This window comes from Actinopolymorpha sp. B9G3 (assembly GCF_040120725.1).
Taxonomy (GTDB): domain Bacteria; phylum Actinomycetota; class Actinomycetes; order Propionibacteriales; family Actinopolymorphaceae; genus Thermasporomyces.
In genome coordinates this window covers 1-12,889 of the sequence record NZ_JBEEAB010000037.1, presented here as the reverse complement: position 1 = coordinate 12,889, position 12,889 = coordinate 1, and the positions used below count along the sequence as shown (strand labels likewise).

Below are 12,889 nucleotides of genomic sequence, written 5' to 3'. Positions count from 1 at the left end.
CGGTCTAGCTCTCGAGTCCGGCGTTCCTGGCTGAGTCGTAGCTGTCGTCGATGAGCACGACGTGGCGACCGGGGCGGTCCAGGACGGAGGCGGCGATGGAGGCGCGGTAGCCGGAGCCGCAGTAGACCCACAGCTCACCCGCAGGTACGTCGTCGATCCGGTCGCGGAGTTCGTGCAGTGGGATGTGCTGTGACCCTGCGACGCCACCGGCGGCACGCTCGTCGTTGCGGCGGGCATCGAGCACGTGGACGTCGCGTTCGGCCATGGCCTTCGCCAGTCCGGCGAAGTCGGTCACGGGATAGGAGCGGAGCGGCTCGCCATCAGCGAGGGCTGCCACGTCGCCGACGGCCATGCCGGCCAGGGCGTCGATGCCGATGCGGACGAGTTCCCGGCGGGCTTCGGCGATCTGCTGCTCCGACTCCCCGACGAGTGTCAGTGGCGTGCCCCACTGGTACAGCCACCCGAGGTAGGTGACGAAGTTGGTCGACAGCTCGAACCCGAGCGATCCGGCCAGGTGCGCCGCCGCGAACGCCCGCCGGTCGCGCAGGTCGACCACCCACTCACCTGCCTCGATCCGGCGGCGTAGCTCGGCAGCGTCAACCTGCACGGGAAGGGAGAGATCGACCGGTGCGGGCCCCCGCCGATTGATCGGGGCCATGCGGGCGTAGTAGGCGGGGTAGGCGTCCAGGCCGGCAAGCAGGTTGTCGACGTACTCCCGTTCCTCCAGCGTGAGCGCCGGGTTCACCTGGTGCTCCTGCCCGATCGTGGACTCCTGGCCGCTTGCCTGGGTCGCCGAGCAGAAGCTGCCGAACCCGTGGGTGGGGAAAACCTTGGTCTCCGGCGGCAACTCGGCGGCCAGCCGCCGGACGGACGCGAACTGGGCGTGGGTGAGCTCGTCGGTGAACTCCCGGCCCACCAGGTCGGTGCGGCCGGTGGTGCCGTACAGCATGGAACCGCCAGTGAACACCGCCCGCGGCCGGCCGTCGGCGTCCTCCAGCACGTAGCTGAGGTGGTGGTGGGTGTGCCCGGGCGTGTGCAGGGCACGGATCCGCAGAGCACCGGTGGTGATCACATCGCCGTCCCCGACGCCAAGCCGGTCGTACGACACCTGGTCGTCGCCGGAGAGCACGTAGGCGGCGCCCAACCGTTCGGCCAGCTCGCGCCCACCGGTCACGTAGTCGTTGTGGATGTGGGTCTCGAACACGTGGGTGACGCGCACGCCGTGCTTGTCGACCAGCTCGAGAACCCGGTCGATATCGCGCTGCGGATCGACCACCACGGCCACCCCACCATCCGTGGCGAGATAGCTGCGGTCGCCGAGGCCCGAGGTTTCGATCGTCTCGATCTGCACCATACTGCTCGTTCCTTACCGGGTAGGGTACCTACTTGCAAAATGAGAGGGCCGGCAATGCCTCAACCCGCCTGGGTCCGCCGCCCGGTGAGTGGGAGGCCCTCGGCCTCCCACTGCTCCAGGCCTCCGGTCATGTTGTGGACGGTGAAACCGGCACGCGAGAGGTGGGCCGCGACCAGTCCGCTCCGGCGGCCGCTGCGACACACCGCGACCACCGGGCGGCCACGGTCGATCTGGTCGAGCCGGTCCGGAACACTGTCCATCGGGATGTGCGCAGAGCCCTCGATGTGACCGGCGTCCCATTCGTCGTTCTCGCGCACGTCGAGGAACTGGACCTCGTCGCGTAGGTCAAAGGCGGTGCGTGGATCCATCAGACACCCCCTAGGCCAGGGACAGGAACAACCGCTCCAGCTCGGCCTCGTCCACGTGCCGGGTGCCGTCGACCACGCACTGCCGCAACCCGGTCGCGATGATCTTGAAGCCGGCGCGGTCCAGGGCTCTGGCCGCTGCAGCGAGCTGGGTTACCACGTCTGCGCAGTCGCGACCCTCCTCGATCATGCGAATGATCCCGCCGACCTGGCCCTGTACTCGCTTCAGCCGGGCGACGACATCTCCGAGCTGGTTCGGATCCATGTTCATGTCCACTCCTTCATGGTACCCCGGGGGGTATGGAGTCGACACTAGCAGGAACATTCCGCTACCACAGACCTCGACGAGGTGACCTGGCTGCAATGAGCCTCGCCCCGGGGCCCAGAAGCGCCTGGCCGGCCTCGACGCAACCCGGCCGAGCGCGCGGCACCAGGGCCCCGACCGGGACGGGCGTCAGGTCCGCAGCGCCGCGCGGGCCGCGGGCCGTCGGTAACCGCTGGGTGTGGTTCCGAACGCACGGCGGAAGACGTCGATGAAGGCACTCGGTGACGACCACCCGCAGCGGTGGGCCACGGACGTCACGGATCCGCCCTCGGCCAGCAGTTCGAGGGCGTGGTGCAGCCGCAGCCGGGTGCGCCACTGCGGGAAGGTCATGCCGAGCTCGGCGTGGAACAGGCGGGAGAGCGTGCGCTCGCTGGCGCCGACATCACGGCCGAGGGCGGCGAGGGTACGGCTGTCGGCCGGGTCGCGGGCCAGGATCCCGCACACGTCGCGCAGCAGCAGCGACGTCGGGGCTGGCAGGTGGCCGTGCGCGGGTGGCGCGGACCGCACCTGGTCAACGAGCACGGCGACAAGTCGTCGGCGACGCGGCGTGTCGGCTTCGGCGACCCGGGTGCACTCGAGTATCAGCTCCCGCAGCAGCGGCGTGACGCTGCGGAGCACCGGTTCGGTGAGGCCGGTGGTTGCGGTGGTCGCGGGCACGCCGACGAGGTGGAGTTCGAGCTCGCCGTGGGCGGCGTGCGCGTGAGCGACCCCGGAGGGCACCCAGATCACGCTGGTCGGCGTGGCGATCCACGAGCCCCGGTCGGTGGTGATGGTCAGCACCCCACTGGCGGGGTAGACCACCTGGTGGTCGCTGTGCCGGTGGGTGTCGATGCTGTCGCCACGGTCGAGCCAGCGGATGCTCGTGGGAGCGATCGGCTGGGTCCGTACGTCGATCCTGCCGGTGTGATCACCTCCGGCATCCATGGCGGGATATCGACAACAGTCGACAGTTTATCGGAAGTACGCAGGACTGCGCAGGACGCAGACTCCTAGAGTGCGTCGAGACCGGAGCGTGCTCTTCCTCACCATCGGCCATGGCTGCGTTGACGTCTACCAGGGCGCGCTCGCGGCGCTGGTGCCGCTCTTCGTCGCCGAGCGGGCGTACTCCTACGCGGCAGTGTCGGGCTTCGTGCTGGCCACCTCGTTGCTCTCCTCGCTGACCCAGCCGCTTTTCGGTTTCGTGGCCGACCGCCGCCCGCTGCGCTGGCTGCTGCCAGTGAGCACCCTGGTCGCCGGAGTCGGGATCGCGCTGTCCGGGGTGGTCGGCGACTACCTGGTGACGGTGCTCCTGGTGGCGCTGTCGGGCGTGGGGGTCGCCGCGTATCACCCGGAGTCCGCCCGGGTCGCGCGGCTCGTGAGCAGGGGCAGTCACCGGGCCATGGGATGGTTCGTGCTCGGCGGCAACGTCGGCTTCGCCGCGGCCCCGCTGCTGGTCGGTCTGGTCGCTGCGCTGGGCGGCCTGCGGTACACACCCATCCTCCTGGTCCCGGCGGTGGTCGGGAGCGTGCTCTACCTGCTGGCGGCCCCGGCGACGCCGGAGCCGGGCCCGACCACGAGCAGGCAGGTCGCCGGCATCGACGACTGGCCGGCGATGGTGAGGCTGGCCGCGGTGGTGGTCTGCCGGTCCATCGTGTTCGTAGGTCTCGGTACGTTCCTCGCGCTGCACGTGGCGCAGCGCACTGGCGGCGGCACCGCGGCGGGCATCGCAGCCCTCGCCCTGCTGTACGTCGGAGGCGCCGTCGGCACCGTGGCCGGCGGCCGACTGGCCGAGCGTTGGCGCCGCGTCGACGTGGCCAGGTGGGCGTACGCCGCCGCCGTCGTCGGCGTGAGCGGGATCGTCGTCGTACCGGGGCTCGCGATCTATCCGTTCGTCATCATCACGGCGATCGCTCTCTACGTACCGTTCTCCCTGCAGACGACCCTCGCGCAGGACTACCTGCCGAGCAGGATCGGCACCGCGAGCGGCATCACGCTCGGACTCACCGTCAGTGCCGGCGGCCTGACCAGCCCGCTGGTCGGCGTGCTCGCCGACCACACGTCGCTCCAGGCAGCCCTGGTGCCCCTGGTCGCGATGCCGGCACTGGCGTGGCTGCTGCTGCGGAGGCTGTCGGAGCCGACGGACGCCGTCGGTCTCACGCCCGGAAGTCGGTCGATGCAAAGCCCCGGGTCGCCGCCCGGCTCGGGCTGACGGTCGGCGGCAAAGGCGGTCCGGGTGGAGACCCGTTGCAGGAGCCATCCGCTCACCGTGCACATTCATGGGCGGTTGGGATCAAGGCCCTGTGAACCATTCGGTACAAAAATCTCCGGCTCAGGAATAGCCGGCGGTGCGAGATGACTTCTCTCCACGAAGGCCGGGAGGAGGTCGGGCATGCTCCACGGCAGGGCGGACGAGCAGGCGCGACTGACGTCGGTGCTGGAGGCTGCCCTCGACGGCACCAGCGGCGTCGTCGTGCTCCGGGGTGAGGTGGGCATCGGCAAGACCGCGCTGCTCGACTGGCTCGCCGGCTCGGAGGCGGCACGCGACTTCCGGGTGGTCCGCATCGCCGGCGTCGAGGCGGAGGCCGCGCTCGGCCTCGCCGGCCTGTCCCAGCTGGCGTGGCTGCTGCGGGAGCAGCTGACCACGCTGGCACCACGGCACGCAGCGGTGCTCCGCGCGGCGTACGGCGACGGCGCGGCGGACCACAGTGACCGGTTCGCGGCCGGGCTCGCCGTCCTGCACCTCCTGGCACAGGCAGCCGACGACCGGCCGCTGCTGTGTCTGGTGGACGACACCCACTGGCTCGACGACGCGAGTGCGCAGGCGCTCGGGTTCGCGGCCCGTCGGCTCGCCGGGGAGCGGCTGGTGCTGGTGCTCGCGACCCGCGGCGCCGCACCGGCGATCCCGACTGCGACCACGCTGGATCTGGGCCGACTCGCGCCGGACCAGGCTGCCCATCTCCTCACCGACCGCGGTCTGCCGCAGACCGCTCAGCCGCCGATCATCGCCGCCGCCGAGGGCAACCCCCTCGCGATCCTGGAGATCGCCGCCCACGAAGTCCCCGCTGCTCACGACGGCACACCGCTACCCGTGGCCGATCGGGTCGCCGCACGATTCCGCGACCAGCTGGTCGGACTCCCGTCACAGGCGCGGCTGCTCGCCTTGATCGCGGCGGCGGACGGCGGCCGGAGCACCGTGACGGTCGCGGCCGCTGCCGCGGCTCTCGGCGCCGATCTCGCCGACCTCGCGTCCGCCGAGCGGGCGGGATTGGTCCAGGCGACCGGCGAGCAGGTCCGGTTCCGCCACCCGCTGCTGACGACCGTGATCTACCAGGACGCCCCCGCCGCGCAGCGCGCCGAGGTGCATCGCGCACTCGCCGGTGTCACCGACGATCCGGCACGACGCGCGCAGCACCTCGCCGCCGGCACGCTGGTGCCCGACGAACCGATTGCGAAGGAGGTCAGCGCCGCGGGCAGCCGCCTCGCCGGCTGCGGGGCCCCCGCGGCCGGGTCTCGACTGCTCGCGCGGGCCGCCGAGCTGACGACCGACGTCAGTCTGCGCGCGGAGCGACTGCTCGCCGCAGCCGATGCCGCGCTCGCCGGTGGCGACGCCGCTGCGGCCGCCGCGCTCGCCGAGCGCGCCGAGCCGGTCACCACCGGCGATGTCACCCGACGGCTCCGGATCCTGGGTACGGCCGAGTTCGAGCGCGGTCATCCGGGACGCGCGGCCCGCCTGCTGCTCGACGGAGCGGCCGTCGCCGCCGCCGACGTGGCGTTCGGCCTGTACGCCACCGCGGCGTCGTACGGCTGGTTCGCGACCGACCCGTCGCCGGTGACGGCCGCCGCCGAGCAGCTGCAGGCCCGTGGCCACGAGGACTGCAAGGTCTCCGGCTTCGCCGACCTCGTGGCCGGCAGTTACGAGGCCGGCCTGCGCCACCTGAGCGCGGCGGTCGCCTGCGCCCGGTCGTCGGGCGCGACCGCAGATCCGGACGTACTGTTGCACGGCGCGTACGCCGCCATCGTGCTCGGTGACGACGACGCGGTGCTCGAGCTGACGGCCGCGGGCATCGAGCAGGCGCGCGACCGCGGCGACCTCGGCCGGCTGCCGCGACTGCTCCACGCCAGGTCGTCGGCGGAGTTCCGGGCCGGACGGATGCGGGACGCGAAGGTCTCCGCGACCGAGGCGCTGACGCTGGCCCGCGACGCCGGCCTGCCAACTCGCGCCTCGTCGGCCGAGGTGGCGCTCGCGTGGCCGGCCGCGGTCGAGGGCGACGAGGCGCGGCTGCGCGCGTTGACCAGCCGGCTCGACGACACCGGGCGGGTCTCGGCCGCCTGCGCGCTCAGCCTGAGCGATCTCGGCCACGGACGCGTCGATCAGGCACTGCGGCGACTAGAGGCGGCGAGGAGCGCGCCGGGCCACCACGTCACGGTGCTGATGGCGTCGACGGGTGACCTGGTGGAGGCGGCGGTCCGGCTCGGCGTACCGGAACGGGCCGAGCACCCCCTGGCCGAGTTCGAGCAGTGGGCCGCTGCCGGTGGTCAGCCGTGGGCGCGGGCGGTCGCTGCACGCTCTCGGGCACTGCTCGACCCGAGCGACGAGGCGTTCGAGGCGGCGCTGGCGGCGCACGCGCTCGGCGGCCGGCCGCTCGAGCGGGCCCGCACCGAGCTCGCCTACGGCAGCTGGCTGCGCCGCAACCGGGGCGCGACCGCAGCCCGCGACCAGCTGCGCGCAGCGGAGGAGGGGTTCACGCGGCTCGGTGCCGGGCCGTGGCTCGAGCTGACGCGGGCGGAGCTGCGGGCGGCCGGCGCCCGGATCCGTCCGGCGACCGCCACCGCGGTCGACGCGGTCGACCGGCTCACCGCGCAGGAGCTGCAGGTGGTGCGGCTCGCCGCGCAGGGGCTGGCCAGCCGCGAGATCGGGGAACGTCTGTTCCTGAGCCGCCGCACGGTGGAGTACCACCTCTACAAGGCCTACCCGAAGCTCGGCATCAGTTCCCGACGCGAGCTGGCGGAGGTCGATCTCCAGTAGCGGCGGTCGATCTCCAGTAGCCGTTACTGAAGCCGGCCGGTAATCCGCATCCCTAGCGTCGTCACCGACGACGAAGGGACGTGCGATGAGCGAGCAGAAGCAGCCAGTGAGCGTGGTCGGTCTCGGTGACATGGGCGCCGCCCTGGCGTTGGCCTTCGTGGACGCCGGGCACCCGACCACGGTCTGGAACCGGACCATTGAGAAGGCGGACCGGCTGGTCCAGATGGGCGCGACGGCGGCGCCGAGCCTGGTGGCCGCCGCGAGCGCGAGTCCCCTGGTGGTCGTCAACGTCACCGGCGGTGAGGTGGCCCGCGGGCTGCTGGAGCGGGCCGGCGACGCCCTTGCGTACAGCGACGTGGTCAACCTCTCCGACGGCACCGCCGGCGACGCTCGGCGTACGGCCGCGTGGGCGGCGGCCCACGGCGTCGGCTACGTACACGGCCAGATCGAGACCATCCCGGCCGGCATCGGCGACCCGAGCAGCGTGATCGTGTACGGCGGGTCGGCGGAGGTCTACGAGCGTCACCGGACCACCCTCGACGTGCTCGCGGGCAATGGCCGGCTGGTCTCCGACGACCCCGGCACGGCGGCGCTCTTCGGCATGGGCATCCACTCAGTGATGTGGGGCCTGCTCAACGGCTTCGTGCATGCCGCCGGAATGCTCACCGCGGAGGGTGTCGAGGTCGGCGCCTTCTTGGCGGGCGCCGACGTCCAGCTGCGTCAGTTGCACGACTTCCTCGGCGTGCTTGCCGCCGAGATCGACAAGGACGAGTACGCCGTGCCGACCAGCGGTCTCGCCGCGCACCTGCCGTCGATCGAGGACCTGCTCCGGCAGGGCGAGGACGTCGGCCTCGACAACGAGCTGGTCGAGGTCACCCGGCGCTGGGTCGCCCGCGCCGTCGGAGACGGCCACGGCGCCGACAACTACTCCCGGCTCGTCGACTACGTGCGCGCCGGCTGACGACAACCACGAAACCACAAGGAGCAGATCCATGACCCAGACCCGACTCGCGGTGATCTACTACAGCTCGACCGGCAGCGTGCACCGGCTCGCAGAGCGCGCCGCCGAGACCGCAGCCAACGCCGGCGCCGAGGTGCGGCTGCGGCGCGCCGCGGAGCTCGCCCCGCAGCAGGTGATCGACCGCGTGCCGGCATGGGCCGCGCACGCCGCGGCGACCACCGACATCGAGGTGGCGGCGCCCGACGACGCGGCGTGGGCCGACGCGGTGCTGTTCGGCACGCCGGTCCGGTTCGGCAACGTTGCTTCCCAGCTCAAGCAGTACATCGACACCCTCGGCGGGCTGTGGGCCGAGGGTCGGCTGGCCGACAAGGTCTACGCCGGCTTCTCCTCCGGCGGCACCGGCGGCACCGAGGCCACCCTGCTCGCGCTGTACAACTGCGTACACCACATGGGCGGCGTCCTGGTGCCGCCCGGCTACACCGACCCGATCAAGTTCGTCGACGGCAACCCGTACGGCGCCGCCAACCTCAGCGGCGCCGACGGCAGCGAGCTCCCGGGCAAGGTGGAGCTGACTGCGGTGGACCACCTGACCGAGCGGGTGTTGCGGTTCGCCCGGCTGGTCCGGCGGCCGGCGGCATGAGCGGCGCGGTGCCCGACGCGGCCGCGTTGGCCGACCTCCGGTTGACGATCGCACCGGAGGCGGCCGCGCCGGCCGCGGTGCTGGAGCCGCTGGTCGCCTACGCCCGCGGCCACGCGACCGGCGACCCCGCCCACTTCCGCCGAGCCTTCCGGCCGACAGCTCACGTGGAGGGCATCCGGGAGCACGGCTTCGCGTCGTGGCCGCTCGACGACTACTGCGGCCTCTTTCCCGGCGCCCCCGCGGCCGACGAGGCCGACCGTCGGCGGCGGCTCGACGTCGTACGTGTGACCGGGACCGTCGCCACCGCGGCCATGACCCTGCACCACGGGCCCGACGTCTTCACCGACATGTTCGTGCTCGTGGCCGAGGACGGCGAGTGGCGGATCGCGAACAAGGTCTACCACCGCGGCGCCTCCAGGCCGAGGCAGCGATGAAGCCGGCGGTGGTGGCCAGCAGGGCCGGTGCGCCGCCGGCGGTCGCCGCCCTGGTGCTGGTTGCCCTCAGCGCGCCGATGTCACTCGGCGTCTCGGGGCCGGTGCTGGTGCTGGACCGGATCGACGGCCACGCCGGGCTGATCGTCACCGCGTTCGGCGCCGGCACCTCGATCGGAACCGCGATCGCCGGTGCCGCGCTCGGCCGCTTGGGACCGCGCGGCGTGGTGGCGACCTGTGCGTCCCTGCTCGCGCTCGGGGCGGCTCTGACGCTGACCGGTCCGAATGTGCCGGTGCTGGCACTCGCCGCGCTCCTGCAGTCCCTCGGCGCCGCGGGGTTCACAGTTCTCGCCACCAGCCTCGCCCGTTCGGCGGTGCAGGTGGGTGCCATCACCGGCGGGCTGGCGGTGGTCGGTTCCTCGGGTCCACTGGTCGGGCAGGCGGTGGCCGACCTGACGTCGTGGCGCGTGACGCTCGCGCTTCCGGTGCTCGCGCTGCTCGGCATGCCTGCCCTGCTGCGGGCGCTCGGACCGAGCTTTCGGCGAGCGGTCCGACCCTGGGATCCGCTCGGCATCGCGCTCGTCGCCGGCGTCGTGACGGCCGTGGCGATGATGCCCGTCCATCTCGTCCTCGCTGGCCCGGCCGCGCTGGTGCTCGCCGCGCTGGCGTTCAGGTACGTCGGCGCCCGACCCCACCGCTTCCCGCCGCCAGGTCTGCTGCGGGCCGGCCGCTTCTGGCTCCTTTGTGGTCTCAGCCTGACGTTGGCCTCGACGAACTTCGGCCTGCTCTACCTCTCACCCGTCCTGCTCGCCGACCAGGGCGTGTCCGCCGCCGCGACCGGCATGGTCATCCTGTGGCCCTACCTGGCGGGCGGCTCGCTGTCGTGGGTCGTCGTACCCCTCGGTGCGCGGTTGCCGACCGCCTGGCTGACGGTGCTGCTGCCGGCCACGGCAATCGTCGGCGCCGTCACCGCCTCGCTGGCGCCGGCCACGGCCGTGGTGCTGGTCGGACTCGGGCTCTGCTCGCTCGCCGCGGTCTCGGGCCAGGGCATGCTGATCCACCGCGCCTCGGCGTTCGTCCCAGAGACTGCGCGCGATGCCGCCATCGGGTTCTTCACCAGCTGCTACCTGCTCGGCATCGCCGTCGGACCGGCGGTGGCCGCCGGCGTCTCTGCCTGACCCGGGCGACGCACGGGCGTCGGCGGGCCGACTAACCTGCGAGCGGTGAGCACATCGGAGCCGTCCTCCCCGCGCCAGCGCCTGCTCGCGGCAGTGGTGGCGGTGATGACCGAGCGCGGCTCGACCGACTGGAGCCTCCGCTCGCTCGCCGAGGCGATCGGCACCAGTCACCGGATGCTCATCTACCACTTCGGCTCGCTGGACGGGCTCATGATCGCTGTCGTGGGGCAGGTGGACGCCGCGGCGCGGGAACGGTACGCCGCGCTGTCGGAGGAGTACGACGACCCGCTGGCCGCCGCCCGCGCCTGGTGGGAGCAACTCGCCGACCCCGAGCAGGCGGCGGGGGAGCGGTTGTTCTTCGAGCTCTACGCAGCCGCCCTGCAGGGCAAGGAGCACGCGCGGCCACTGCTCGAAGGGGTGATCAACGACTGGCTGGCGCCGCTGACCGCCGCGTTCGCCGAGCTCACCGGCGACCCCTCCACCGCGGCCGTCGACGCGCGGCTCGGCGTGGCTGTGGTCCGGGGCCTGCTGCTCGACCTCCTCGCGAGCGGCGACAGTGACGGCGTGACGGCCGCGCACGAGCGCTACCTCGCGCTCTACTCCGCGGACTGAGCGCGCTGCTCGGCCGCTTCAGCCAGGCCGGCCAGCTCGAGGTCGACGTACCGTCGGATGGTGCCGGCGACCATCCGCCACATCGGTCGCGCGAACGCGCCCCGCATCTCGATCGACAGGGCCAGCTCGCTGCGGCGGCCACCGGCCGGGAGGATCCGGTGGGTCGCGATGGTGTGCACGCCGGTGGTGCGGCTGTGCCATGCGAACCCGCCGACCGGCCGCCAGTCATGCACCGTCCAGGTGGCCGGCAGCAGCTTCGGCTGCCGGATCCGCACTCGGCTGCCGAGGCCGAGGGGTCGGCCGCCGGCGATCCTGACCCGGGTCATCGATGGCGTCCAGCGCGGCATCGCCTCGACGTCACTGAGCACTTGCCACACGACCTCGACCGGTGCGTCGAGCTCGCGGGTGACGACGTACGACGTCGCACGATCGCGCCGGCCGCGTAGGGTGCTCATCATCCCGAGCCCGGCAGCGACCGCGACCACGTGGATGACGACGAGCAGCCCGAGGTGCTCGGGGAACCAGGAGTCCTCGGGCCGGCCGGCAGCCGAAGCGACCAGGATGAACGGGAGCTTCCAGCCGTGCCACGCGACGAGCGCCCCGCTCGTGAGCCAGACGGCGCCGACGGGTAGCCAGGCCGCACGACGGATCCGGTGGCGGACCAACGCCAGGTAACCGGCTGCGCCGACCAGCGCCCAGCCGCCGAGCACCGCGTGGAAGGCGTGCCAGTGCGGGGCGCGGTCGCCGGGGACAGTGAGCCCGAGCGGGCTGCCGGCCGCCCACTGCAGCAGGACGACCCCGACCAGCGCGGCGGCCGCTGCCGGCCATAGGCGGCCGCCTGCGGCACGGGCGGCGGCGACCCGCGCCGCCGCCGGCCACCGCCGAGCGACGTACGCCGGCAGCGCGAGCGCGAGTCCGGCGCCCATCCCGACAAACGCGGTCTGCAGCAGCGCCATCTCCCAGGACGGCCCCGACGAGCCGGTTCCGGCTCCTTCCGTCGGAGCGCTGAGGAACGCCTGCACCGCGAGGTAGGGCAGCGCCGAGACCAGGAACCCGCCGCCGAGCCAGCCACCGACGACCAGCGGCGTCGCCCGCACCCGCTGGCCCCACGGGCGTGCCAGCGCCAGCGCGACCAGGATCGCCACGGCCGCCATGCCGATCGTCACGATGTTGAGTGCCACGAACGCGGTGGCGTCGCCGTCGTACCGACCGGCGAGCGCCTGCGCCACCCACGAGACCTTGACGAGCAGGTACGGCGTCATGGCGACCGCGGCGCCGTACCCCGCCCACCTGCCGATCCGATCGAACCCGCCCGCCGTCACCAACTGCCACATGTACCACATGGTACAGACGGCGGCGTGGCGAGTTACCGGCACGCACCGCCGGCGTGGACCCGTGGGGCCCGTCCTCGGGCGCCCTGGCAGGCGGTCAAAGCTTGTCCAGGGAGCGATCGAGCAGCCGCCGGTTGTAGGTGTTCATGTCGGCAGGAAGCCCAGTCGGCGAGAAGTAACGCACCTCACTGCACTCGCCGCCGTCCGGCCGAGGCTCGCCTTCCACGGCTCCGGCAAGATACGTGGCGCCGACGACGTAGGCCTGGTCTCCGTTGGGGTACTCCAGGAACCAGTCCGGACCAGAGTGCAGATCCAGCAGTTCCAGGTCACGCACGACAAGACCGGTCTCTTCGTGCAGCTCGCGCTTCGCCGTCTCCTCCAGGGTTTCCCCGAGTTCCATGGCCCCTCCAGGGATACCCCACTGGCCAGTCTCGGCGTTGCGCTGCAGCAGAACGGCGCCAGCGGAGTCCTTGACGATCACCCCCGCAGCGACCAGGAGGAGTGGTCGGCTACCCACATGCTTCCGCAGCTCACGCACATAGTCAGACATGCGGCGAAGGCTAGATCGTTGATCGGAAATTTTGACCAGGTCGGGACATGTGTGCGACACGCTGGGTCTGACCTGGGGTGATGGGGCGAAGGGTGTCCAGGATCGGCGTGTCTACACACGCCGACTTGGAGGTCTTC

The 12,889-nt window shown here is 72.4% G+C and carries 13 protein-coding genes; 7 read left to right on the top strand and 6 right to left on the bottom strand.

Annotation, left to right across the window (positions count from 1 at the left end; all coding sequences use genetic code 11):
- Positions 1–4: 4 nt before the first annotated feature.
- The 4 genes from ABNF93_RS33050 to ABNF93_RS33035 form a co-directional block, all read right to left on the bottom strand.
- Positions 5–1,354, bottom strand: coding sequence for an MBL fold metallo-hydrolase (locus ABNF93_RS33050; protein WP_349332204.1), 1,350 nt, complete (start codon positions 1,352–1,354; stop codon positions 5–7).
- A 59-nt stretch (positions 1,355–1,413) separates the two neighbouring features.
- A complete protein-coding gene (locus tag ABNF93_RS33045; RefSeq protein ID WP_349332203.1) occupies positions 1,414–1,722 on the bottom strand; it encodes a rhodanese-like domain-containing protein in 309 nt (102 codons plus the stop codon).
- A gap of 10 nt (positions 1,723–1,732) precedes the next feature.
- Positions 1,733–1,990: a metal-sensitive transcriptional regulator gene (locus tag ABNF93_RS33040; RefSeq protein WP_349332202.1), complete on the bottom strand. Its 258-nt coding sequence runs from the start codon at positions 1,988–1,990 to the stop codon at positions 1,733–1,735.
- Positions 1,991–2,173: 183 nt separating this feature from the next.
- A complete protein-coding gene (locus ABNF93_RS33035) occupies positions 2,174–2,968 on the bottom strand; it encodes a helix-turn-helix transcriptional regulator (RefSeq protein ID WP_349332201.1) in 795 nt (264 codons plus the stop codon).
- A 70-nt stretch (positions 2,969–3,038) separates the two neighbouring features.
- Here ABNF93_RS33035 and ABNF93_RS33030 point away from each other — a divergent pair, with 70 nt between their 5' ends.
- The 7 genes from ABNF93_RS33030 to ABNF93_RS33000 all read left to right on the top strand — a co-directional run bounded on the left by ABNF93_RS33030 (position 3,039) and on the right by ABNF93_RS33000 (position 10,871).
- The gene (locus ABNF93_RS33030) at positions 3,039–4,232 is read left to right on the top strand and encodes an MFS transporter (RefSeq protein WP_349332200.1); all 1,194 of its coding nucleotides are present in this window, start codon (positions 3,039–3,041) and stop codon (positions 4,230–4,232) included.
- A gap of 180 nt (positions 4,233–4,412) precedes the next feature.
- The gene (locus ABNF93_RS33025; RefSeq protein WP_349332199.1) at positions 4,413–7,049 is read left to right on the top strand and encodes an AAA family ATPase; all 2,637 of its coding nucleotides are present in this window, start codon (positions 4,413–4,415) and stop codon (positions 7,047–7,049) included.
- 85 nt (positions 7,050–7,134) lie between these two features.
- On the top strand, positions 7,135–8,010 hold the full coding sequence (locus ABNF93_RS33020; RefSeq protein WP_349332198.1) for an NAD(P)-dependent oxidoreductase: 876 nt from the start codon (positions 7,135–7,137) through the stop codon (positions 8,008–8,010).
- A 31-nt stretch (positions 8,011–8,041) separates the two neighbouring features.
- Positions 8,042–8,650, top strand: coding sequence for an NAD(P)H:quinone oxidoreductase (gene wrbA, locus ABNF93_RS33015; RefSeq protein WP_349332197.1), 609 nt, complete (start codon positions 8,042–8,044; stop codon positions 8,648–8,650).
- On the top strand, positions 8,647–9,084 hold the full coding sequence (locus ABNF93_RS33010; RefSeq protein WP_349332196.1) for a nuclear transport factor 2 family protein: 438 nt from the start codon (positions 8,647–8,649) through the stop codon (positions 9,082–9,084). The genes wrbA and ABNF93_RS33010 overlap by 4 nt, the downstream gene beginning before the upstream one ends.
- Positions 9,027–10,259 carry an MFS transporter gene (locus tag ABNF93_RS33005; protein WP_349332195.1) on the top strand — a complete coding sequence of 411 codons (1,233 nt, stop codon included), beginning with the start codon at positions 9,027–9,029 and terminating at the stop codon, positions 10,257–10,259. The genes ABNF93_RS33010 and ABNF93_RS33005 overlap by 58 nt, the downstream gene beginning before the upstream one ends.
- A gap of 45 nt (positions 10,260–10,304) precedes the next feature.
- Positions 10,305–10,871: a TetR/AcrR family transcriptional regulator gene (locus ABNF93_RS33000; RefSeq protein ID WP_349332194.1), complete on the top strand. Its 567-nt coding sequence runs from the start codon at positions 10,305–10,307 to the stop codon at positions 10,869–10,871.
- Here ABNF93_RS33000 and ABNF93_RS32995 read toward each other — a convergent pair.
- Positions 10,856–12,205, bottom strand: coding sequence for an SRPBCC family protein (locus tag ABNF93_RS32995; protein ID WP_349332193.1), 1,350 nt, complete (start codon positions 12,203–12,205; stop codon positions 10,856–10,858). The two genes, ABNF93_RS33000 and ABNF93_RS32995, sit on opposite strands and share 16 nt — an antisense overlap.
- 94 nt (positions 12,206–12,299) lie before the next feature.
- The gene (locus ABNF93_RS32990; protein ID WP_349332192.1) at positions 12,300–12,752 is read right to left on the bottom strand and encodes an NUDIX hydrolase; all 453 of its coding nucleotides are present in this window, start codon (positions 12,750–12,752) and stop codon (positions 12,300–12,302) included.
- Between the last annotated feature and the right edge of the window lie 137 nt (positions 12,753–12,889).